The following is a 19,805-nucleotide window of genomic DNA, read 5'->3' as shown; positions in this document are numbered from 1 at the left end:
GCTCTGTGAGATGGCTCTCAGCGGGTTTCCTCAATGGTGGCAGGGTGACTGCCGCCGGGCAGTGGTATTTCGCGGCCTGTCGCCCCGGCGAATCCGTACGAATACGCCGCCCGCGACTCCTCGACCCCGCACCACTCCGCGATGAAAAGGGCGATGGCCTGCGTGATCCGGCGGACCGACTCAATGCTCACCCGCTCGTTGAAGCCGTGGATGTCCTCGGAAACCGGGCCGTACACCAGCGCCGGGATCCCGCCGTACTGGACGAACACACGGCCGTCGAGATAGCCCGGGGTGGTGAAGGTTTTCAACTCCTCGCCGAAGACCTGGCGGTGGCTGGACCGCAGGACAGCCTCGGCGTCGCCGCCTTCTTCCAGGACATAGCCCTCCGCGTAGAAACCGGTCCGCGTCGCCGTGGCCAGGATCGGGTGGCCGGACTCATCTGTTCCGATCCCCGCGAGAAGTTGGCTGATCGCGAGCCACGCGTCGTCCGGGGCGGTGCCCGGGTAGAGGGCGATCCTCAGGTCCAGCTCGCACCACGCCGGCACGCTGGAGCCCCAGTCCCCGCCATTGATCCTGCCGACGTTGACGTTGATCGGGTGTTCGAGATCCTCGAAGTACCGGTGATGGGCCTTCTCCGCGTTCCACTCCTGCTCGAGTTCGCGAAGTTTCGCGAGGACGTAGTACGCGGCGTCGATCGCATTGAAGCCGGAGGACATTTCGCGGGGGTGCGTGGGGTGGCCGGCGACGCGGACGCGGAACCAGATGACCCCGACGTTGGCGCGGACCAGCATGTCCTCCTCGGGTTCCGGGATGACCACCGCGTCCGCTGTGTAGCCCCGCAGGAGCGCGGCGAGCGAACCGTTACCGGTGCACTCCTCCTCGGCGACCGACTGGACATGGATCCGTCCGGTGGGGCAGAGGCCGGCGTTCCGGACGGCGTCGAACGCGAAAATCGCCGCCGCGAGTCCGGCCTTCATGTCACCGGCGCCCCGCCCGTACAGCCATCCTTCCCGGATCTGCGCGTCCCAGGGCGAACCTGACCACTGGTCCTGGGGCCCCTCCGGCACCACGTCGATGTGGCCATTGAGGATCAGGGACCGGCCGGTATCCGAAGCCGGGTGGTAGGTGCCGACGACATTTTCAACCCCCTCGTAGGAGACTTCCACGACACCCGCGCCGGGGTGGCCGTCAAGCTCCTGCGCGTCGAGCTGCCAGCGATCCAGCTCCAGTCCGCGCGCCCGGAGAGCCTCATAGACGAGGTCCTGGGCTGTGCGCTCGCGCGTCCGCGTCGAGGGACGCCGCACTAGCTCCTGGGTAAAAGCGAGCTGGTCCGCGAACCCGGCGCCGACTGCGGCGAGAATTCGGTCCCGCTGGTGTGGTGCGAGGGGCATGAAGGTGTGTTCCTTACGTTGCGTCGGGCCGCCCGGCACACGGGTGCCGGGCGGACCGGGTGCGGTCAATGCGCGAGCAGGCCTTCGAGCGGTTCGCCGCCGCGGATACGGCCCAGCAGTTCGGGCTCGGCCGCGTCGGATTCCTCGGCGAGACCTACGACGCCCGCTGCTGCCTGACGGGTGAGGCTCGCGACGCCGTCGTCGGAGGCCAATACCAGGTCGCCGGTGGCGACCTGGACGCCGCCGCACTCGACCGGGGCACCCTGCTCAGAATCCGTTCCGTAGTGCCGCTTGGTGGTGAGGCACGCGGTCCCGCGTGCATGGACCGTGAGGCCCGAGCCCCGCAGGTCCAGGATGTCGGTGACCACGCCGTCAACGACGACGCCGAGGCCACCCCGGGCGACGATCGCAGCCGCAGTGACCGCACCTAGTGGAGCGTGGCGATGATCGCCTGACATTGATACGACCAGAATCTCGCCGGGTTCGAGGGCGAGGATCGCGTGGTTCATGGCGACGGCGTCGTTGCCGGCGATCCGCACCGTGCGGGCGGGCCCCACGATGGTCCCCGAACCGGCCAGTCGGGTGATCCCCGGGTCGAGGAAGCCGTCCTCGAGGAAGTGCCCGATCGTGGGGACGGTGACTCCGCGGAGCCTTTCGACGAGGCGGCCGGTCTCCATGGCTACAGCGGTCACGAGGCTGCGGCCTGGCTGTCGGGCAGCACGGCAATGCAGTCGATCTCGAGGTCCAGTCCCCACAGTTCCACGCAGATGCTCGTCCGGGCCGGACGGTGGCCGCCGAAGAACTCCGCATAGATCTTGTTGTACGGCTCGAGCTGGTCCTTCGAAGTGAGGTAGCCGTTGCAGCGGACCACGTGCTCCAGGTCCGTCCCGGCCTCATTGAGGACCGAGCGGAGGTTCTCCAGGGTACGGCGGACGCGGTCCTCGAAGCCGTCGGGCTGGTCTTCGAGGCCGCCCGGTCCGGAGGCCATCTGCCCGGTAACGAAGACGAAACCGTTGGCCACGATGGCCTGGGAGAACGGGCCAATGGCGTCGGCGAGGCCGGGGGCGTGGGCGATTTTCTGCATTTTCAGTGCACTTCCGTTTCGGTGAGCCGGTTCTGGGGGAGCGGGGTTTCTGCGGGGACGCCTTCGACAACGTCGATGTTGCTGCGCCGGGTCTCGGCGAGAATCAGGAGCGCGGCCAGCGAGATGCAGGCACTGACCAGGATGAACCACGCCACTGAGGAACTCTGGTGCGTGGCGCCGAGCAGCCAGGTGGTCACGAACGGCGTCGTCGCCGAGCCGAGCAGGCCCGAGAGCATGTACGCGAGCGAGAGGCCGGAGTACCGGACCTTGGCGCCGAACAGCTCCGCTAGGAACGTGGCGAGTGGGCCGTAGTGGGCAGCGAAGGCGGTCATCATGGCCAGGTAGGCGATGAAGAGCAACGGGACGGACTTGGTGTCCATCAGCCAGAACATTGGGAAGGCGACGAGCGCCTCGGCTACGACGCCGGCGAGAATGACGGGTTTGCGGCCGACCCGGTCGCTCAGTCGTCCGAAGAACGGGATGAGCACAAAGCACAGGGCGCAGGCGGCCATGACCGCCATCAGCATCGTCGTGTCCGAGTGCCCGAGGTCCTTCTTGCCGTACGCCACTGCTGTGGCAGTGATGAGCGTAAAGGTCGAGCCGGTCGACAGCGTGGCAAAGGCGCCCAGGAGGACCTGCTTCCAGTGGTCCCGCATGAGCGAGGCAAACGGGAGCTTGGCCTTCGCGCCGGCCTCACGGACCGCGTGGAAGGACGGGGTCTCTTCGATGTTGAGCCGGATGTAAATGCCCACCGCGACGAGCAGCGCGGAGGCGAGGAACGGGATCCGCCAGCCCCAGCTGACGAGGGCTTCCGCGGAGACGGTCGCGGCCACCAGGAGGAACGCGAGGTTGGCGATCAGCGTTCCAACCGGGACGCCGATTTGCACGAGCGAACCGTAGAAGCCGCGGCGGTGCGACGGCGCGTGCTCGACGGTCATGAGCACCGCACCGCCCCACTCGCCGCCGAGCGCTAGGCCCTGTATGACACGGAGCGTCAGGAGCAGGAGGGGTGCCCACACGCCGATCGTGTTGTAATCCGGGACCAGGCCGATTGCGAAGGTCGCCGCGCCCATGGTCAGGAGTGAGACCAGGAGCATCGACTTGCGGCCCAGCCGGTCGCCGAAGTGCCCAAAGATGATGGCGCCGACGGTGCGGGCGAGGTACGCGGCGGCGAACGTGCCGAAGGCCAGGAGGGTCCCGACCAGCGGGTCGAAGGAGGGGAAGAAGATCTTGTTGAAGACGAGCGCCGAGGCGGTGCCGAAGAGGAAGAGGTCGTACCATTCGACGGTCGTGCCGATGACGCTGGCCATCGCGATCTTCTTCATCTTGGCCGCATCGAGCCGCGCCGTGGCGGTGCCTGCGGGCGGAAGGACATGCTGTGACATGAAAATCTCCAATTGAGGGTGCGGAAAAGGGGGCGGGACCGGGACCATTAGCGGCCGCCGGGTTCAGGCGAGGACTTGCGTGAACAGAGCGCCAAGGATCGCCGTGCCGGCACGGATCTCCTCAACCGAAGGGAGGCAAAAGCTCAGGCGAAGCTCCGAGCGGCCGGCGCCGTTGGTGTAAAACGCGGTGCCGGGAACGTAGGCGACGCCCCGCTCGATGGCGTCATGCACGAGCTCGTGCGTGTCAATGCCCGGCGGTACTGTGACCCAGAGGTAGAAACCGCCGGTCGGGCGGCTCCACGTGGTTCCTGCTGGCATGTGCTCCGTGAGGGCGCCAACGAGCGCCTCCAGCTTGGCCCGGTAGAGGGCCCGGTAAGCAGCCAGCGACTCCGTCCACGACGGGTTGTCGAGGTAGGCGGTCATCATGAGTTGGTTGAACACCGACGGGTTGAGTGCCCCCGTCTGGGCGATGTCGGTCAGGTGCGGGTGCAGGGCCCGGGGTGCCAGGACCCAGCCGAGTCGAAGGCCCGGCGCGAACATCTTCGAGAAGGAGCCGAAGTAGAACGTGCGGTCGGGAGCATCCGGCTGGATGGCCCGCATCGTGCTGCCATCGAAGCCGAGGAGACCATAGGGATTGTCCTCGAACAGCAGCAATTCCTGCTCTCGGCAGATCCGGGCGAGCAAGCTTCTGCGTCCGGCCGTGAGGTTCATCCCGCCCGGATTTTGGAAGTTGGGGACGGTGTACAGGGCCCGCGGCCTCCTACCCGCAGCGCGGGCCGCGGCCACCCGCCGCTCAAGGTCTGCCGGAATGAGGCCGTCCCCGTCCGTTGCCACATGGACGATCTCTGCCTCGTAGCCGGCGAACACGGCCATGGCCCCGGCGTAGGACGGGCCCTCGGTGAAGACCACGTCGCCCGGGTTGATGGTCGCGTGCGCCGCGAAGCCGATCGCCTGCTGCGATCCTGCCGTGACGAGCACATAATCCGGATCCGCGGTGATGCCTTCAAGGGCCATCAGGTCGACGATGTGCTTGCGGAGCCCGGGGATGCCGTTGCTCGACCCGTACTGAAGGGCAGCCGCCCCGGATTCGCTGAGGATCCGGTGCGCGTCGTCGGCGAGCCTGCCGAAGGGCAACTGGCCCAGGAACGGCGAACCGTTCGCGAACGAGATGATGCCGGGACGATTCAGAGCCGTTTGGAAGATCTTCCGCACCTCCGAGGACGCGCCGGACGCCACACGGTCCGAGACTTCGATGGGCGGCGACGTCGTCGTCGGGGAGGGCGTCACGGGCAGGGCTCCTTTCCGAGTAAGGCGGGCGACCTCTATCACCCGGGTGAGCCAACTATCGCCGCCCGGGTCTCATGCTGTCTAAGACAAGTTTTGGCTGGATCCCATGCCGCCTACGCATAGTCTGTGCGATGTGCCTCATGATGGTGGCATGAACTTTCGACGAATCGAGTGCTTCCTCGCCGTGGTGGACGCCGGGACCGTCACCGCGGCGGCCGAGCGGCTTCATGTCGCCCAGCCCGCCCTAAGCCGGCAGATCAAGACCCTGGAGCGGGAGTTGAAGCTCGCGCTCTTCGAACCGCAGGGGAGCCGGCTGGTGTTGACCTCGGCGGGCCGCGCCCTGGTGGCGTCGGCGCGCCGCCTCATGGCAGAGGCACGTGCGTTTGACGGCACAGCCTCCGCGCTGCGCACGGGTCGCGTTGAAGAACTCATTGCCGCGACAACCAGTGCGTCCCTGCGCTCCTTCCTCGCGCCCTTCATTGCCACCATCGGTCCCGAGGACCCCAAGATAACGACCCGCGAGGTGGGCCACTTCGAGATGACGGAGGCGTTGCGCCACGGCTGCGACCTGGCAGTGTCCCCGGCCGCTCCGGACGGCTCACTTGTCACTGCCCCGCTGGGCCGGGTGCCAATCATGGCCTTCGTCTCCGCGGACCATGAGTGGGCGCGTGCCGGCGTCACCCAGCTGCCACTGTCCGCCTTCGGGGGGTCAGCGGCGCTCATTGCCACCCGGCACAGCGCGAGCCGCTACGTCCTGGACGACGCGCTTGCACGGGCGGGAATCGTGTTCCCGTCCGTGACGGAGTGCGACGACGGCCAGACCATCCTCGCCCTTGCAGCCGCCGGCCGGGGCGTGGGCTTCTCGACCGATCGGCCTCGGTACGGCGCCCACCCGATCCTCGTCCTGGACGACGCCGGCGGGGACGGGCGTCCGCTCGCGCTGCCCCTTCACGTGGCGTGGCTGCCGGGGCACTTCGCTGAGAAAGCAATAGCGGCCATCGCCGCCCGTATCCGAGCATTCCTGCGCGAGAGCGGCACCACGCTCGCCGGGTAGGGGAACCCGCAGAGCGCGCCCGGACTGCTCTGCTATGCAATTCGGGCATGAAGGCCCTGCGAAGTTTCTATTGGACGGCATTGGAGAGGCGGAACAGACTGGGATCTACGCCACAGAAGATCAAGCCGCCCAGGAGACCACCCGTGAACCACAAGCCCCGCCACGCCGGCCAGGCCATTGTCGACTCCCTAGCCCTTCACGGCGTCAAGCGCGTCTTCGCTGTCCCCGGTGAGTCCTACCTCGCGGTCCTTGATGGCCTGCACGGCACGGACATCGACACCGTCGTCGTCCGCCAGGAGGGCGGGGCCGCCTACATGGCGGAAGCCCACGGCAAGCTCACCGGCGAGCCGGGCGTGGCCATGGTGACCCGCGGTCCGGGCGCGGCGAATGCGTTCGTGGGCGTCCACACGGCGTGGCAGGATGCCACCCCGATGGTCCTGTTCGTGGGCCTCGTGCCGATTGCGGACCGGATGCGCGAGTCCTTCCAGGAGTTCGACCCCAACGCCTGGTTCGGTTCGCAGGCCAAGCGCGTGTTCGTCCTCGACCAGGCAGAGCGGACTTCCGAGATCGTGGCGGAGGCATTCTTCGCCGCGAAGTCCGGGCGCCCCGGGCCCGTGATAGTAGGCCTGCCCGAAGACGTCATTACGCACGAATTCTCGGGCCGTCTCGTCGCCCCGATCCCGGTCGCGGAGGGTGCTGTCTCGACAGCTGACCTTGCTGCGGTCGCGGCGGCCCTCGCAGGCGCTGACAAACCACTCCTGTTCGTCGGCGGACAGCGCTGGACCCGGGAGGCGGCCGCTGCCCTTACGCGCTTCGCCGAAGCCAACGGCATCCCCGTGGCCCAGGACTGGCACGCTTCGGACCGCATCCCGTTTTACTCCCCGGTCAACATCGGCACGCTCGGGTACGGGCGCGGTGACGCGGCCGCCGCAATGTTCGACGAGGCGGACGTCGTCGTCGCCGTCGGAGCCCTTCCGACGGACGTCCCCACGGACGGGTTCACCCTCCGTCAGGACCCCGACGCCGTCAATTGGCTCGTGAGCATCGACTCCGCCCTGCGCGGCCGCTCCGGTGCTGTGACCGGCCACGTACTCGCCTCGCCGGTGGCGTTCACAAACGCGATCGAGGGCCTGAAACTCGGTCGTGCAACCGAGTGGGACCGGTGGCGTAGCCGCGGACATGACGCCCATCTGGCGTTCGCTCAGATTGCTGAGGCCAAGAACCTCCCGGCCACTGCGCCCGGGACGGCCCACATGTCCGTGGTTGTCGGCGAACTTCTCGAGCGTCTCCCCGCGGATGCCATCTACACGATCGGGGCGGGCAACCACACCATGTGGGCCCAGCAGTTCATTCCCACCAACGTCTACCCGTCCCAGCTGGCCACCCGGAACGGCTCGATGGGCTATTCCATTCCCGCCGCCGTCGCCGCAGGCCTAGAATCGCCCGAGAGGCTCGTGGTGGCCGTGTGCGGCGACGGTGAGTTCCTCATGAACGGCCAAGAGCTGGCCACGGCGGCACAATATGGCGTCCCTGTCCTGGCGGTCCTCCTAGACAACCGCCAGTTTGCCACCATCCGTGACCATCAGGAGCGCCACTTCCCGGGCCGGGTCTCCGGCACGCAGCTCACGAACCCTGACTTCGCCGCCTACGCCCGCGCCTTTGGCGCCCACGGCGAGACGGTGACGGCCGACGACCAGGCCGCGGGCGCCGTCGAACGTTCGCTCAAGGCCGTGTCCGAACAGCGCAAGCCCGCCCTCATCCACGTCATCGCCGACCCGTCGATCAACCTGCCGTAAGGTGACTCCATGACCCAGTACACCGTTTCCAATCCGGCCACCGGCCAGACCGAGGCCGAGTATCCTGCCGCCACCGATGAGCAGGTGCAGGAGGCGATTGCCGCAGCGGACAAGGCGTTCGCCGTCCTCTCGGGGCTGACTCCTGCCGAACGTGCCGCACTCCTGCACAGGGTCGCGGACCTGCACCACGAGCGCCGGGACGAACTCGCGGCGATCATCACCCGCGAGGTGGGCAAGCCGATCGGCCAGTCACTTGGCGAGGTTGACCTCGTCGTGTCCATCTACCGGTACTACGCAGCGAACGGACCCGGCTTCCTCGCCGAAGATGTGCTGGAGCCGGCGGCCGGCGGCTCGGCCGTCGTCCGCAAGGAGGGGTTGGGGCCGCTGCTGGGCATCATGCCGTGGAACTTCCCCTACTACCAGGTGGCCCGGTTGGCGGCACCCAACCTCATGATCGGCAACACCATCCTGCTCAAACCGGCGCCGCAATGTCCCGAGTCGGCCCTCGCCATGGAACTGATCTTCCGCGACGCGGGCCTGCCCGACGGCGCCTACGCAACGCTGTTCGCGACCAACGGCCAGGTCGCGGACGTCATCGCGGACCGGCGCGTGGCCGGGGTCTCGCTTACCGGCTCGGAGCGGGCGGGCGCTGCAGTCGCCGAGGTGGCCGGGCGGAACCTTAAGAAGGTTGTGCTGGAGCTCGGCGGATCGGATCCGTTCGTGGTCCTCGACGCGGACGGGGCCGGCATGGACCGGCTGGTCAAGCGTGCCGTCGTCGCCCGGCTCGGCAACGCGGGACAGGCATGCAACGCTGCCAAGCGCTTCGTGGTCCTCGACGAGGTCTACGACGAGTTCGTGGAAAAGTTCACCGCCGCACTCGCCGCCATCGTGCCGGGCGACCCGACGGATCCCGCGACTTTCCTCGGCCCGCTCTCCTCCCAGGCCGCCGCGGACACCCTGCAGGGCCAGCTCGACACCGCCGTGGCCGGTGGGGCGACAGTGCTCCTGGGCGGTGGGAAAACTGCTGAGGACTCGGCCTACTTCCGCCCCGCGGTCCTCGCCGGCGTCACCCCGGACATGGACGTTTATTATGAGGAGCTGTTCGGGCCGGTTGCGATGGTCTTCCGGGCCGGCTCCGAGGCGGAGGCCATTGCCATCGCGAACGACACCCCCTTCGGACTGGGCGCCTCGGTGCACTCGGGCGACGCTGACCGGGCGGCCCGCGTCGCGGATCAAATCACCGCCGGGATGGTCTCGATCAACGAGGCGGCCGGCAGCGCGGCGGAGCTCCCGTTCGGCGGGGTCAAGCGCTCCGGCGTCGGCCGGGAGCTGGGCCGGTACGGCATGGAGGAATTCGTCAACCACAAGCTCGTCCGCACCCGCTGAGCGCGGCGGGCTACTGCAGGCTGCGACGCCGCAGTAGCCCGGCGCTTCCGGCGTTCCCGCCCAGTTGCCGGCCGGTGCCGGCCCGGGACACGGCGTGTCGCGCCCGGATCAGCTGCCGGGGGGATACTAACCGGGCGGGAGCGTCGGGCCGCCCGCCGGCTGGGCGGCTGGTAGCAGTTTCAGTCCCGCCGCGCAGCCCACAATTCCTGCGATCAGCAGCAGTTTCAGGGGGCTGGCGGGTTCGACGCCGGTGCCCATCGCCCAGCCGACGGTCAGCGCCGCTCCGATCCCGACCCAGACGGCGTAGGCCGTCCCCAGCGGGATGAGCCTGACGGCCATGCCGAGGCCGACCATGCTCAGCGTTGCCGCCACCGCGAACACCAGCGTGGGCGCCGGCCGGGAGAAGCCGTCGGACAGCCCCAGGGCCGTCGCCCAGACAGCTTCCAGCACGGCCGATCCGAGGAGGATAAACCAGGCCACGGTGGCCGAGGGGGTCCTGGTGGTTCGAGAGGCGCGTTCGGTTGCCATGATCATGCCACCACCTTCAGGCCGGCCACACAGACGACGATGCCGCTGAGCAGCAGGACGCGGCCAAGCGTGGCCGGCTCGACTTTGCTGGCCATCGCATACGCGGAGGTCAGCACCACACCGACCCCCACCCAGACGGCATAGGCGGTGCCGGTCGGGATGGACTGCATGGCGACCGCCAGGCCGCCGGTGCTGGCCAGGACAGAGACCAGGAAGAGGGCGCCGGGGAGGAGCCGGCCGCGGCCCTTGGCCTGGGCGGTCCCGTGCAGGGCAGCTGCCCAGACAGCTTCGAGCGCTCCCGAGAGGACAAGAATTAACCACGACATGTCAGATCCTTTGGCCAGTCTTGTCGCGTTCCGGGTACTGATCCGTCGTCCGGAGGCCGCCGGGAGAGGGGCCTTCATTCCAGCCTAGCAACGCCGGACCGGGGGAGACGAACCCGGGCAAACAGCCGGTGGGGCCGGCGGCCGGCGGCCGGCGGCCGGTGGCTGGGGTGCGGGGACGGCCGCGGGAGGCGGCTGGCCTCGCTAGTCGCCGGCGGGGTCGATCGAAACGACGGCGAGGAAGCCGCGGCCCAGGATTTCCGGCGTGCCGGTGTCGGAGCCGACGACGGCGTCGTACCGTCCCAGCTGCTCCGCTCCGCCGTCGGCCGGTGCATCCCCGGGCTGTACCTCGGCCTTGCCCTGCAGCAGAATGCCGAGCTGCCCCGCGAAGACCGGGTGGGCGCGCTTCTTGGACAGCTCGACGATGGAGGTGTAGCCCTTGAAGACACCGGTGCGGGCCGTGACGCTCAGCTCGCGGATGTCGCCGGTGGGCAGCGCTCCGGCAGAGTCGACATCACCGGGAAACCGGAACGGCCGGTATTTCTCCAGCGGGTGCTCGGCGCCGTCGACGCTGAGTAGGAGCAGCTCGCCGTCGATCACGGTGAGCACCCGCTCCGTGCCGGGAACGGGGGCGAGCGGTCCGGCCGTGTTGAGGTCGGTGATGCTGACCAGCCAGTCCCAGTTTCCGTCCGCCGAACCCGGGGCTGCCGATGCGGGGAAACGCGCCAGCTCCCGGGTGGACCCTTCCCGGTTGCGGCCCGGGCGGGCCTTGAGCTCGGCGTAGCGGATGATTTTCATCCGCCCAGCCTAACCGCCCCGGCCGGCGGACCTGCCCGGCGGCCCGGCTTCCCCGCCCGCCCCGGCGGCCCGGCCTCCCCGCCCGCCCCGGCGGCCCGGCTTCCCCGCCCGCCCCGGCCGCCCGGCCTCCCCGCCCGCCCCGGCGGCCCGGCTTCCCCGCCCGCCCCGGCCGCCCGGCTTCCCCGCCCGGTCCGGGCGCCCGGCCGTAACGCAGGCGCAGGCCCGGCAGGCTTGCTAACGTCAAAGAACCAACCACAGCAGTCGAGGAGCCGGAATGTTTGTCAAAGTCTGCGGTCTGAGCACCCCCGAGTCGGTTCGCACCGCGGTGGACGCCGGGGCCGACGCGGTTGGCTTCGTGCTGACCCGGAGCCCCCGCGAGGTGGCACCGGAGCGGGCCAATGACTTGCGTGCCGGCGTCCCGGCCGGAGTCGCCGCCGTAGGCGTCTTCCGGAATGAAGCGGCCGCCGACGCCGTCGAACTGGCCCGGAAAGCCGGGCTGGAATGGGTGCAACTGCACGGACGGCGGACCCCGGATGATGTCGGCACTGTGCAGCAGGCCGGGCTCAAGGTCATCCGCGCTGTCACCATGGCGGCCGGACCGGAGGAGTTTGCGGACTGGGGCGAGGACCTGCTGCTGATCGATGCGGCAGTCCCCGGATCCGGAGAAGCGTGGGATTACGCCTCGGTCCGGGCGCTGGGGCTCGCGGGACGGCGCTGGCTGCTGGCCGGCGGCCTGGCCCCGGAAAACGTGGCAGCAGCCGCGTCGGCCGCCGGCGCGTGGGGGGTGGACGTCTCCTCCGGCGTCGAGAGTTCGCGCGGGATCAAGGACGTCGGCAAGGTCCGGGCCTTCGTGACAGCGGCCAAGGACGCGTGAGACCACGCCGAACAAGCCCGGGACACTCCCGGCACCTATCGCCGCGCGGCCATCCTCGTTAGCATTCTTCTTGGTACTTCCGAACCGGCGGCCCGCCCGCCACGATTGTGAAGGAGAACGGCTATGACCCTGCCAGAAGGATTGACCCCCGGAGTCTGGACCCTGGACCCGTCCCACAGCGAGATCGGCTTCAGCGTCCGCCATGCCGGCATCAGCAAGGTCCGCGGACGCTTCACCGAAGCCGCGGCCGAAGCTCGCCTCGGAGATTCGCTGGCCGACGCGAGCCTGCACGCCACCGTCAAGACCGCCAGCTTCGATTCGGGAGACACGAACCGTGACGGCCACGTGCGCGGACCGGACTTCTTCGACGTCGAGAACTACCCGGAGATGACGTTCCGGGCGACCTCCATTCGGGGCGACGGCGACGACTACGTGCTGGCCGGGGAACTGACCATCCGCGGCGTGACCAAGCCGGTGGAATTGGAAGTCGAGTACACCGGTGTGGCGGTGGACCCGTTCGGCGCGACCCGGGCCGGCTTCAGCGCCGAGACGGACATCAGCCGCAAGGAATTCGGCCTGACCTGGAACGCAGCCCTCGAGACCGGCGGGCTGCTGGTGAGCGACAAGGTCAAAATCAACGTCGAAGCAGCCATGGTCAAGCAGGCCTGACCGACGGGCCAAGGGCCGCCCGGCCCCGGGCGGCCCCTGGCCCGGGCCACCCGGCCCCGGCTCCCCCCGGCTCCCACCGGCCGTGACGGCCGAAATCAGGGTCCGGTCAGGGCGAACCCTCACCCCGAAGCCAACGTCGGCGGGAGAGAATGATGTCATGAAGACACTGCTCAACCTCATCTGGCTGCTGTTCGGCGGCCTCTGGCTGGCACTGGGGTATTTCCTCGCCGGCGTCGTCTGCTGCGTCCTGATCGTCACCATCCCCTGGGGCCTGGCTTCCTTCCGGATTGCGTCCTATGCGCTGTGGCCATTCGGCCGCACCGTGGTGGACCGGCCGGGCGGCACCGGGGTGTTCTCGCTGCTGGGCAACGTCATCTGGCTGGTCGTGGCCGGAATCTGGATCGCCATCGCACATGTGGTGACTGCCTGTGCCATGGCGGTCACGATTGTGGGAATCCCGCTGGCCATCGCCAACCTCAAACTCATTCCGGTGTCCCTGATGCCGCTGGGGAAGCAGATTGTGCCCACGAACCGGAACTTCGCCGGCCGCTACCGTTAGGACCGGCCCCGCCGGCCGGCACAAAGAAACCGAGGCAGCGCAATGGCAGAGTCACCCGACCCGGGAACGGGAACCGCGGATGAGGGCCTGATGCTGGTGATTACCCGCGAATTCCAGGTCCCGATAGCGGCCGTATGGTCTGCCCTGACCGACCCGGACCAGGCCCCCGCCTGGTGGGGCCCGCGGGGCTTCCACACGCCGCGCGCAACCCTTGACGAGGACCTGGAGGTGGGCGGGATATACCGGGCCCGGATGGTGCAGGATGCCACCGGCCAGGAGCTCTGGTGGAGCGGGGTCAACACAGACATCGAACCGCCCAACCTGCTGGTCTTCACCCATGCCTGGGACAACGCCGACGGTACCCGGGGCTTCGAAACGGAAGTGACGTTCCGGCTGGAGGAGATCGACGGCGGCACCCGGATGACGTTCACCCAGGGGCCGTTCGAGTCCATGGAGAGCCGGGACAGCCACGGCGCCGGCTGGCGGGAGTCCTTCGACCGGCTGGCCGAACATCTTCGACGGGCGCCCTAGCTGTCTTGGCCCGGGCCGCCCCGGCGCCGTCCGGTGCCGCACGGCCGCAGGGCCGGCTCAGCCAAGCTCGCCCGCAAGGTTCCGCCGCGCCGCGGACTCCCATAACTCGCGGCCCCGCACGGTGCGGAAGAGGGGATCCAGGTCCAGCAGGCCGCGGACGACGGCGGCTCGTCCGGCAGCGAAATCGGCGTCGCCGATGTGCGCGAAGTCTTCCCGGACGGCCGCAAGGTAACGCGCGTAGGCCGCCGGCTCCCCGCCGAGGACGGAGAGGTCCGCGTCGCTGAGCAGGGCCGCCGGCTCGTCGCCCGGGTCGGGGCGGTGGTCCGAAGTCATGAGCACCAGCCGGGCCACTTCCGCGGCTTCGTTCCCGGGCAGGCCGGCCGCGCCGAGCCGCTCCTCCGCGAGCAGCGCCGACTCTTCCTCGTCGTCGCCGGCGATGCCCCGGTACACGGCGTCGTGGAACCAGGCGGCCAGCAGCACGGTCCGGTTCGGCCGCTCCGGCGCGCTGAGCCGGTCCAGGGCCTCCAGCACGGCCAGCAGGTGGGTGCGGCCGTGGTACTTCCGGTGCTGCTCGCCCCACCGGTCCCACAGGTCGAGGAAGAGCGCGTCGTGCCCGGGGAAGACGTCATTCCAGCGGGTCAGCAGCGGCAGCTTCAGCGAACCGTTGCGGCGCCGGGCCGGGATCCGCAGCCCGCTCGCGATCAGCTTGCGGACCAGGACACGTCCCTCCACCGGCCGGGCACCGGCCGCGACCAGGGCCGCGTAACGGTCCTCGGCCACGTCGTAGTGGTCGCCGTCGAAGGCCCGCGCCGGAATCCCCGCGGCCCGCGCGAAGGTGTGCAGTTCCTCCAGCGACGAGTCCGAGACCAGGTGCGAAAAATGGGTTCCGTGGGCGGGCCAGAGCGGCGGATCGAGAAAGACGGCCATGGTGGAAGTCTACGAGCCCGCGGCGGCAGCAGGGACGTTTAACGGTTCCGAAGTTCAGGGACTTTAGGCGGCAAAACTTCGCAAATGCGGGTTAGAGTGAGCCTATGCCCAGCTTTCGCGTCTCCGAAGCGGCCCGGTTCCTGGGCGTCAGTGATGACACCGTGCGCCGCTGGACCGAGAACGGAAGCCTCACGCCGCTCAAGGACGAGTCCGGCCGGCTTGCCGTGGATGGACTCGAGCTCGCCCGGCTGGCCCGGGAACAGGCGAAGCTGCCGGACGACCCGGCGCGCGCCGGCAGTTCGGCCCGGAACCGCTTTGTCGGACTGGTCACCGCGATCACGGCGGACACTGTGATGGCCCAGGTGGAACTGCAGTGCGGGCCGTTCCGGGTGGTGTCGTTGATGAGCAGCGAGGCCGTCCGGGAGATGGGCCTGGAGCTGGGCGGGGTGGCGACCGCCGTCGTCAAAGCCACCACCGTGATCATTGAAACCTCGACGGGGAAGAGCGTCCTGTGAACAGTGCCCGCGCCCACAGTGCCCGCGCCGGAGGTGGCCGCGTTCAGAGTGCCCGCGCCCCAGGTGCCCGGGCAGCCGGCCCGCGGGTCCTGCTCGGCTGCGTGGCCCTGGCTGTCGGCCTCGCCGGGTGCGGAGCCGGCGGACCGGCGGCGCCGCCGGGCTCGTCCGCCGCGACCGCTGCCGCCGCGACGGCCGGGGCCGCGGAGCCGGGCAAGCAGTCAGGGAGCATCACGGTTTTCGCTGCGGCCTCGCTCAAGGCCACCTTCACCAAACTGGCCGGGGAATTCGAGGCCAGGAATCCGGGGACCAAGGTGGCCCTGAGCTTCGCCGGCTCCTCAGACCTGGCCACCCAGATCAGCCAGGGTGCGCCGGCGGACGTGTTCGCCTCCGCGGACACCAAGAACATGGCCAAGCTCTCCGACGCCTCGCTGCTGGACGGAACCCCCGCCGGCTTCGCTACCAACCTGCTGACCATCGCCGTGCCGCCGTCGAACCCCGCAGCGGTGCAATCCTTCGCGGATCTCGCCAGGCCGGGCGTCAAAGTCGTCGTTTGCGCAAGCCAGGTCCCCTGCGGTGCCGCCGCGAAAAGCATCGAAACGGCCACCGGAGTCACCCTCAAGCCGGTCAGCGAGGAGTCATCCGTGACCGATGTGCTGGGCAAGGTCAGCTCCGGAGAGGCCGACGCCGGACTCGTCTACGTCACGGATGTCAGGACCGCCGGGGACCGGGTGAAGGAGGTCCCGTTCAGCGAAGCGGCCAGGGCCGTCAACACCTACCCGATCGCCGCCGTCCGTGGCAGCAAGAACAAGGACCTGGCGGCCGCGTTCATCGCCGCCGTCACCGGACCCGAGGGCAAAAAAGTCCTGGCCGACGCCGGTTTCGGCACCCCGCAGGCACCGTGAATCACCGGAACGTGCCTGCCTACAGCGGGATCCCGCGCTGGGTGCTCGGGGTCGCCGCGGCCGGGGCACTGTTCGTCCTGCTGCCGCTGGCCGCCATGGTGCTCCGGGTCAATTGGCAGCAGTTCATCCCGCTCATCAGCTCCGAGGCGTCCCTCACCGCCCTGGCCCTGAGCCTGCGCACGGCGGCGGCAAGCACCGCGCTCTGTGTCCTGCTCGGCATTCCGCTGGCCCTGGTGCTGGCGCGGGGGAGCTTCCGCGGCCAGCGCCTGTTGCGCTCCTTCGTGCTGCTGCCGCTGGTCCTGCCCCCGGTGGTGGGCGGCATCGCGCTGCTCTACACCTTCGGCCGGCAGGGGTTGCTGGGCCGCAGCCTCCAGGTCGCCGGCATCCAGATCGCGTTCTCGACGACGGCGGTGGTGCTCGCCCAGACCTTCGTCGCGCTGCCGTTCCTGGTGGTGAGCCTGGAGGGGGCCCTGCGCTCCGCCGGCAGCCGGTACGAGGCCGTGGCGGCGACCCTCGGCGCCCGCCCCACCACCGTGTTGCGGCGCGTCACCGTGCCGCTGGTGCTGCCGGGCCTTGCCTCCGGTGCGGTCCTCTCCTTCGCCCGCAGCCTCGGCGAATTCGGCGCCACCCTCACCTTTGCCGGCAGCCTGCAGGGCGTCACCCGCACCCTGCCGCTGGAGATTTACCTGCAGCGCGAGACCGACGCCGACGCCGCCGTCGCCCTTTCGCTGCTGCTGGTCGCGGTGGCGGTGATCGTCGTCCGGCTCAGCTACCGCGGGGCGGGGTCGGCCGGCAGCCCCGTGCGGCGCCCGGCCAGCGGCCGCCGGAGCGGCGGCGTGCCCGGCAGTCCGCCGGCCCGGCCCGAACACCGCCCGGCGGATGGCCGCACCGAAGCCGGACGGCCACGGCCATGACGTTCACACTTTCGGCAGCGGTCGCGGCCCGTGGCCTGGACGTCTCGCTGAGCCTCGGCGCGGGCGAAACGCTGGCGGTGCTCGGGCCCAACGGTGCCGGAAAATCGACCCTGCTTTCGGTCATTGCCGGACTGCTCCGACCTGATGCGGGCCGGGCGGAGGTGGACGGCCGGCTGCTGTTCGAGCTGGGCCGCGGGGCGGGGACGTGGACCGCGCCGCACCGCCGCGGTACCGCGCTGTTGGCGCAGGAGCCTTTGCTGTTTCCGCACCTGACCGCCCTTGAAAACGTTGCCTTCGGGCCGCGGAGCGCCGGGGCTGGCCGGGCCGAGGCAAGGGAGATCGCGCGGCGCTGGCTCACGGAAGTCGATGCGTCCGACCTCGCCCGGCGCCGCCCCGGAGAACTTTCCGGCGGGCAGGCCCAGCGGGTCGCGGTGGCCCGGGCCCTGGCCGCCGACCCTGAACTCTTGCTGCTGGACGAGCCGATGTCGGCCCTGGATGTGCACGCCGCGCCGCTGCTCCGGCGGCTGCTGAAGCGGGTCCTGGCCGGACGCCGCGCGATCATTGTTACGCACGACGTGCTCGACGCCTACATGCTCGCTGACCGGGTGATCGTGATCGAAGACGGCAGGATCACCGAGGAAGGTCCTGTCAGGGAGGTTCTGGCCCGGCCCCGAAGCCGCTTCGCCGCCGGGCTGGCCGGACTGAACCTCGTGGCCGGCACCGCCACCGCCACCGGACTGGTGACGGATACCGGGCTGGAGTTCGCCGGCCGGCACGAGGAACCGCTGCTGCCCGGCCAGGACGGTGTGGCGGCCTTCCCACCGTCGGCCGTTTCCATTTTCCTCAGCGAGGCCCACGGCAGTCCGCGCAACTCATTCGCGGTGACGGTCACGGACCTGGAACCACACGGCGACCAGATCCGGGTCCGGGCGGGCGAGCTGTCCGCGGACGTCACGCCGGCCGCGTCGGCGGACCTCGGCCTGGCGCCCGGGACGCGGGCCTACTTTGTGGTCAAGGCAGCCGCGGTAGCGATCTACCCCGCGTAGTCCGTGCGGAGCGGGCGGGGCGGTTCCGGTGCCGGTGCGGGGGCAGGTTCCGGCCGGCACTCCTCAGTTTCTGCGTTTAGTCCTTGCCACGCACCGGGTGCTGGCTGACGATCGACACCCGGTTAAAGGCGTTCATCGTGATGGCGAGCCAGCTGACAGCGGAAAACTCGGCTTCGTTCAGGTGCCGGCGCGCCTGCCGGCCTTCGTGTTCCCGTGCGGCGGCGTCGGAGATGTTGGTGATGGCCTCGGCCAGCGTCAAGGCGGCGCGTTCCTTCTCGCTGAAAAGCGTGGTGTCACGCCAGGCCGGGAGGACGGCCAGCCGCTGGCCGGACTCGCCGTTCTTTACGGCATCTGTCACGTGCATGTCCAGGCAGTAGGCACAGCCGTTGATCTGCGAGATGCGCACATTGAGCAGCTCCACCAGCCTCTGGTCCAGGCCCGCGCCGGTGGCGGCTTCCTTGGCTTTCAGGCCGAGCCCGTTGAGCGCGCGCCAGGCGGCGGGGTGCTCCTTGTCCAGGAAAACGCTGCGGTTGCTGGGCGCGGGGGCCGAAGTCTCATCCATGCCTCCCAGAGTACCGATCTTCCAGCGGCAGATACCGGCGCGTCCCGCACCGCTGATGTGACAAACGTGTCACACGTATGACAAACTCCATACGTAGCCGTGCTTCGATCCGGCGACCGGTTCCTTGGGGGACCCGGTCGCCGGATCGCGCCTTTTGCGCTGGACATGCGCAGTTGCGGCGGCCTCCGCCGGACATGTTAACCCCTGTGTTCGGCGAGCGGAGATATGCGGATTGTGTCCAAAGGGGCGCGGGCAGTGACGGGCAGGTCCATCTGCCGGAGTCAGCTCTGGGCGAGTCCGCTGGCGCGGGCCAGCCGCGACCCCGCTGCCATCAGGGCGTCGGCGCCGCTGGCAACGATGACGTCCGCGAAGTTATCCGCGTAGTCACCCAGGTCCTCATGGACGGAGCCGACGACGGCGTATACCGGCGTCGTGCCGCTCCGGGCCAGGATGGCGGCAATGATCTTGCCCTGGCTGGTCTGGGAGTCCAGCCGGCCCTCGCCCACCACCACCGCGGAGCTGGCGGCGACTTGGGCATCGAAGCCGAGCAGGTCCAGGACGAGGTCCGCGCCGGACACCAGCCGGGCGCCGTACTTCGCCCACATGCCGCCCGAGAACCCGCCGGCAGCCCCGGTGCGTCCCACCGGGCGCGGGTCGCGGCCCAAGTCGCGGGCAAATCCGTCCGCCAGCTCCCCGAGCCGGCGGGTGAGCGCTTCCACCGTGGCCGGGTCGGCGCCCTTCTGCGGGCCGAAGACCCGGGCGGCGTCGGCGAAGCGGGTGGTGACGTCGCTGAGGACCACCACCTCGGCGCCGCGGAGACCGCCGCGCTCCTCGATGGCGGCGATGGCCCCCGCCCCGCCGTCGGTCGTGGCGGAGCCGCCGGCGGCCACCAGCAGGCGCCGCGCCCCGAGCCGGACGGCCTCCGCCATCATCACCCCGGTGCCGTAGGTGCTGGCCTGTACGGGGTCCCGCTCGCCGGAGGTGGGCAGGTTCAGCCCGCTGGCAAAGGCGAGTTCGATGACGGCGGTGCCGTCCGGTGCCAGCGCGACGACAGTCTCGACGTCGTCGCCCCAGGGGCCCACCGTGCGGACCCGGACCGGACGGGCATCGAGCCCCCGGACCAGCACCTCGAAGGTCCCCTCGCCGCCGTCGGCCACGGGGAGTTCGACGGCGGCCGCGCCGGCAGCCCGGATCCCTGCGGCAATGTGGGCGCAGACCTCCGCGGCCGCGAAGGTCCCCTTAAAGCTGTCCGGGGCAACGAGGATGCTCACTGG

General features: G+C 69.7%; 22 protein-coding genes and 1 riboswitch. Of the genes, 11 read left to right on the top strand and 11 right to left on the bottom strand.

The window, feature by feature from the left end; genetic code table 11:
• Window positions 1-17: 17 nt before the first annotated feature.
• From AC3ANP_RS03610 to AC3ANP_RS03590, 5 genes are all read right to left on the bottom strand, one after another.
• The gene (locus AC3ANP_RS03610; protein WP_488331991.1) at window positions 18-1,391 is read right to left on the bottom strand and encodes an ArgE/DapE family deacylase; all 1,374 of its coding nucleotides are present in this window, start codon (window positions 1,389-1,391) and stop codon (window positions 18-20) included.
• Between the two features lie 65 nt (window positions 1,392-1,456).
• Entirely contained in the window at window positions 1,457-2,083 is a 627-nt protein-coding gene (locus tag AC3ANP_RS03605) for an RraA family protein (RefSeq protein ID WP_488331990.1), read from the bottom strand.
• Complete coding sequence (locus AC3ANP_RS03600) at window positions 2,080-2,475, bottom strand: RidA family protein (RefSeq protein WP_488331989.1); 396 nt, start codon at window positions 2,473-2,475, stop codon at window positions 2,080-2,082. Before AC3ANP_RS03600 ends, AC3ANP_RS03605 begins: the two co-directional genes overlap by 4 nt.
• Before the next feature lie 2 nt (window positions 2,476-2,477).
• Window positions 2,478-3,860, bottom strand: coding sequence for an MFS transporter (locus AC3ANP_RS03595; protein ID WP_488331988.1), 1,383 nt, complete (start codon window positions 3,858-3,860; stop codon window positions 2,478-2,480).
• A gap of 63 nt (window positions 3,861-3,923) precedes the next feature.
• On the bottom strand, window positions 3,924-5,147 hold the full coding sequence (locus tag AC3ANP_RS03590; protein WP_488331987.1) for an aminotransferase-like domain-containing protein: 1,224 nt from the start codon (window positions 5,145-5,147) through the stop codon (window positions 3,924-3,926).
• A 151-nt stretch (window positions 5,148-5,298) separates the two neighbouring features.
• Between AC3ANP_RS03590 and AC3ANP_RS03585 the strand changes: the two genes are divergently transcribed.
• From AC3ANP_RS03585 to AC3ANP_RS03575, 3 genes are all read left to right on the top strand, one after another.
• Window positions 5,299-6,201, top strand: a complete 903-nt coding sequence (locus AC3ANP_RS03585) for a LysR family transcriptional regulator (RefSeq protein ID WP_488331986.1) — start codon at window positions 5,299-5,301, stop codon at window positions 6,199-6,201.
• A gap of 143 nt (window positions 6,202-6,344) precedes the next feature.
• The gene (locus AC3ANP_RS03580; RefSeq protein WP_488331985.1) at window positions 6,345-7,997 is read left to right on the top strand and encodes a thiamine pyrophosphate-dependent enzyme; all 1,653 of its coding nucleotides are present in this window, start codon (window positions 6,345-6,347) and stop codon (window positions 7,995-7,997) included.
• Between the two features lie 9 nt (window positions 7,998-8,006).
• Window positions 8,007-9,383, top strand: coding sequence for an NAD-dependent succinate-semialdehyde dehydrogenase (locus tag AC3ANP_RS03575; RefSeq protein WP_488331984.1), 1,377 nt, complete (start codon window positions 8,007-8,009; stop codon window positions 9,381-9,383).
• A gap of 126 nt (window positions 9,384-9,509) precedes the next feature.
• Here the strand turns inward: AC3ANP_RS03575 and AC3ANP_RS03570 are convergent, their stop codons facing one another.
• From AC3ANP_RS03570 to AC3ANP_RS03560, 3 genes are all read right to left on the bottom strand, one after another.
• Window positions 9,510-9,917, bottom strand: a complete 408-nt coding sequence (locus tag AC3ANP_RS03570) for a DMT family transporter (RefSeq protein WP_488331983.1) — start codon at window positions 9,915-9,917, stop codon at window positions 9,510-9,512.
• The gene (locus tag AC3ANP_RS03565; protein WP_488331982.1) at window positions 9,914-10,237 is read right to left on the bottom strand and encodes a DMT family transporter; all 324 of its coding nucleotides are present in this window, start codon (window positions 10,235-10,237) and stop codon (window positions 9,914-9,916) included. The genes AC3ANP_RS03570 and AC3ANP_RS03565 overlap by 4 nt, the downstream gene beginning before the upstream one ends.
• Before the next feature lie 9 nt (window positions 10,238-10,246).
• Window positions 10,247-10,314, bottom strand: a riboswitch (guanidine-III (ykkC-III) riboswitch).
• Window positions 10,315-10,438: 124 nt separating this feature from the next.
• Window positions 10,439-11,032, bottom strand: coding sequence for a HutD/Ves family protein (locus AC3ANP_RS03560; RefSeq protein ID WP_488331981.1), 594 nt, complete (start codon window positions 11,030-11,032; stop codon window positions 10,439-10,441).
• A 274-nt stretch (window positions 11,033-11,306) separates the two neighbouring features.
• Here AC3ANP_RS03560 and AC3ANP_RS03555 point away from each other — a divergent pair, with 274 nt between their 5' ends.
• The 4 genes from AC3ANP_RS03555 (at window position 11,307) to AC3ANP_RS03540 (ending at window position 13,665) form a co-directional block, all read left to right on the top strand.
• Window positions 11,307-11,906: a phosphoribosylanthranilate isomerase gene (locus AC3ANP_RS03555; protein ID WP_488331980.1), complete on the top strand. Its 600-nt coding sequence runs from the start codon at window positions 11,307-11,309 to the stop codon at window positions 11,904-11,906.
• Between the two features lie 123 nt (window positions 11,907-12,029).
• Window positions 12,030-12,575 carry a YceI family protein gene (locus AC3ANP_RS03550; protein WP_488331979.1) on the top strand — a complete coding sequence of 182 codons (546 nt, stop codon included), beginning with the start codon at window positions 12,030-12,032 and terminating at the stop codon, window positions 12,573-12,575.
• Window positions 12,576-12,732: 157 nt separating this feature from the next.
• The gene (locus AC3ANP_RS03545) at window positions 12,733-13,134 is read left to right on the top strand and encodes a YccF domain-containing protein (protein ID WP_488331978.1); all 402 of its coding nucleotides are present in this window, start codon (window positions 12,733-12,735) and stop codon (window positions 13,132-13,134) included.
• A gap of 42 nt (window positions 13,135-13,176) precedes the next feature.
• Window positions 13,177-13,665: an SRPBCC family protein gene (locus AC3ANP_RS03540; RefSeq protein WP_488331977.1), complete on the top strand. Its 489-nt coding sequence runs from the start codon at window positions 13,177-13,179 to the stop codon at window positions 13,663-13,665.
• A gap of 57 nt (window positions 13,666-13,722) precedes the next feature.
• On the opposite strand, the gene AC3ANP_RS03535 is transcribed toward AC3ANP_RS03540, so the two are convergent.
• Window positions 13,723-14,592, bottom strand: coding sequence for a DUF4031 domain-containing protein (locus AC3ANP_RS03535; RefSeq protein ID WP_488331976.1), 870 nt, complete (start codon window positions 14,590-14,592; stop codon window positions 13,723-13,725).
• Window positions 14,593-14,696: 104 nt separating this feature from the next.
• Between AC3ANP_RS03535 and AC3ANP_RS03530 the strand changes: the two genes are divergently transcribed.
• From AC3ANP_RS03530 to AC3ANP_RS03515, 4 genes are all read left to right on the top strand, one after another.
• Window positions 14,697-15,107, top strand: coding sequence for a TOBE domain-containing protein (locus AC3ANP_RS03530; protein WP_488331975.1), 411 nt, complete (start codon window positions 14,697-14,699; stop codon window positions 15,105-15,107).
• Window positions 15,108-15,196: 89 nt separating this feature from the next.
• Entirely contained in the window at window positions 15,197-16,009 is an 813-nt protein-coding gene (gene modA, locus AC3ANP_RS03525) for a molybdate ABC transporter substrate-binding protein (RefSeq protein WP_488333133.1), read from the top strand.
• Between the two features lie 11 nt (window positions 16,010-16,020).
• Window positions 16,021-16,923 (top strand): ABC transporter permease, encoded by a 903-nt coding sequence (locus AC3ANP_RS03520; protein WP_488331974.1) that lies wholly within the window; start codon window positions 16,021-16,023, stop codon window positions 16,921-16,923.
• Complete coding sequence (locus AC3ANP_RS03515) at window positions 16,920-17,969, top strand: sulfate/molybdate ABC transporter ATP-binding protein (RefSeq protein ID WP_488331973.1); 1,050 nt, start codon at window positions 16,920-16,922, stop codon at window positions 17,967-17,969. Before AC3ANP_RS03520 ends, AC3ANP_RS03515 begins: the two co-directional genes overlap by 4 nt.
• A 76-nt stretch (window positions 17,970-18,045) precedes the next feature.
• On the opposite strand, the gene AC3ANP_RS03510 is transcribed toward AC3ANP_RS03515, so the two are convergent.
• Entirely contained in the window at window positions 18,046-18,531 is a 486-nt protein-coding gene (locus AC3ANP_RS03510; RefSeq protein ID WP_488331972.1) for a carboxymuconolactone decarboxylase family protein, read from the bottom strand.
• Window positions 18,532-18,812: 281 nt separating this feature from the next.
• A complete protein-coding gene (locus AC3ANP_RS03505) occupies window positions 18,813-19,802 on the bottom strand; it encodes a glycerate kinase (RefSeq protein ID WP_488331971.1) in 990 nt (329 codons plus the stop codon).
• Between the last annotated feature and the right edge of the window lie 3 nt (window positions 19,803-19,805).

Source organism: Arthrobacter sp. JB02-1C (genome assembly GCF_057748045.1).
This window is presented reverse-complemented; position numbering and strand designations above follow the sequence as displayed.

What these genes read in the sequence shown, in the direction of transcription:
- AC3ANP_RS03610 (WP_488331991.1), bottom strand. Translation starts at nt 1,391, where the DNA reads ATGCCCCTCGCACCACACCAGCGGGACCGAATTCTCGCCGCAGTCGGC.
- AC3ANP_RS03600 (WP_488331989.1), bottom strand. Translation starts at nt 2,475, where the DNA reads ATGCAGAAAATCGCCCACGCCCCCGGCCTCGCCGACGCCATTGGCCCG.
- AC3ANP_RS03595 (WP_488331988.1), bottom strand. Translation starts at nt 3,860, where the DNA reads ATGTCACAGCATGTCCTTCCGCCCGCAGGCACCGCCACGGCGCGGCTC.
- AC3ANP_RS03585 (WP_488331986.1), top strand. Translation starts at nt 5,299, where the DNA reads ATGAACTTTCGACGAATCGAGTGCTTCCTCGCCGTGGTGGACGCCGGG.
- AC3ANP_RS03575 (WP_488331984.1), top strand. Translation starts at nt 8,007, where the DNA reads ATGACCCAGTACACCGTTTCCAATCCGGCCACCGGCCAGACCGAGGCC.
- AC3ANP_RS03570 (WP_488331983.1), bottom strand. Translation starts at nt 9,917, where the DNA reads ATGATCATGGCAACCGAACGCGCCTCTCGAACCACCAGGACCCCCTCG.
- AC3ANP_RS03565 (WP_488331982.1), bottom strand. Translation starts at nt 10,237, where the DNA reads ATGTCGTGGTTAATTCTTGTCCTCTCGGGAGCGCTCGAAGCTGTCTGG.
- AC3ANP_RS03560 (WP_488331981.1), bottom strand. Translation starts at nt 11,032, where the DNA reads ATGAAAATCATCCGCTACGCCGAGCTCAAGGCCCGCCCGGGCCGCAAC.
- AC3ANP_RS03555 (WP_488331980.1), top strand. Translation starts at nt 11,307, where the DNA reads ATGTTTGTCAAAGTCTGCGGTCTGAGCACCCCCGAGTCGGTTCGCACC.
- AC3ANP_RS03550 (WP_488331979.1), top strand. Translation starts at nt 12,030, where the DNA reads ATGACCCTGCCAGAAGGATTGACCCCCGGAGTCTGGACCCTGGACCCG.
- AC3ANP_RS03545 (WP_488331978.1), top strand. Translation starts at nt 12,733, where the DNA reads ATGAAGACACTGCTCAACCTCATCTGGCTGCTGTTCGGCGGCCTCTGG.
- AC3ANP_RS03540 (WP_488331977.1), top strand. Translation starts at nt 13,177, where the DNA reads ATGGCAGAGTCACCCGACCCGGGAACGGGAACCGCGGATGAGGGCCTG.
- AC3ANP_RS03535 (WP_488331976.1), bottom strand. Translation starts at nt 14,592, where the DNA reads ATGGCCGTCTTTCTCGATCCGCCGCTCTGGCCCGCCCACGGAACCCAT.
- AC3ANP_RS03530 (WP_488331975.1), top strand. Translation starts at nt 14,697, where the DNA reads ATGCCCAGCTTTCGCGTCTCCGAAGCGGCCCGGTTCCTGGGCGTCAGT.
- AC3ANP_RS03515 (WP_488331973.1), top strand. Translation starts at nt 16,920, where the DNA reads ATGACGTTCACACTTTCGGCAGCGGTCGCGGCCCGTGGCCTGGACGTC.
- AC3ANP_RS03510 (WP_488331972.1), bottom strand. Translation starts at nt 18,531, where the DNA reads ATGGATGAGACTTCGGCCCCCGCGCCCAGCAACCGCAGCGTTTTCCTG.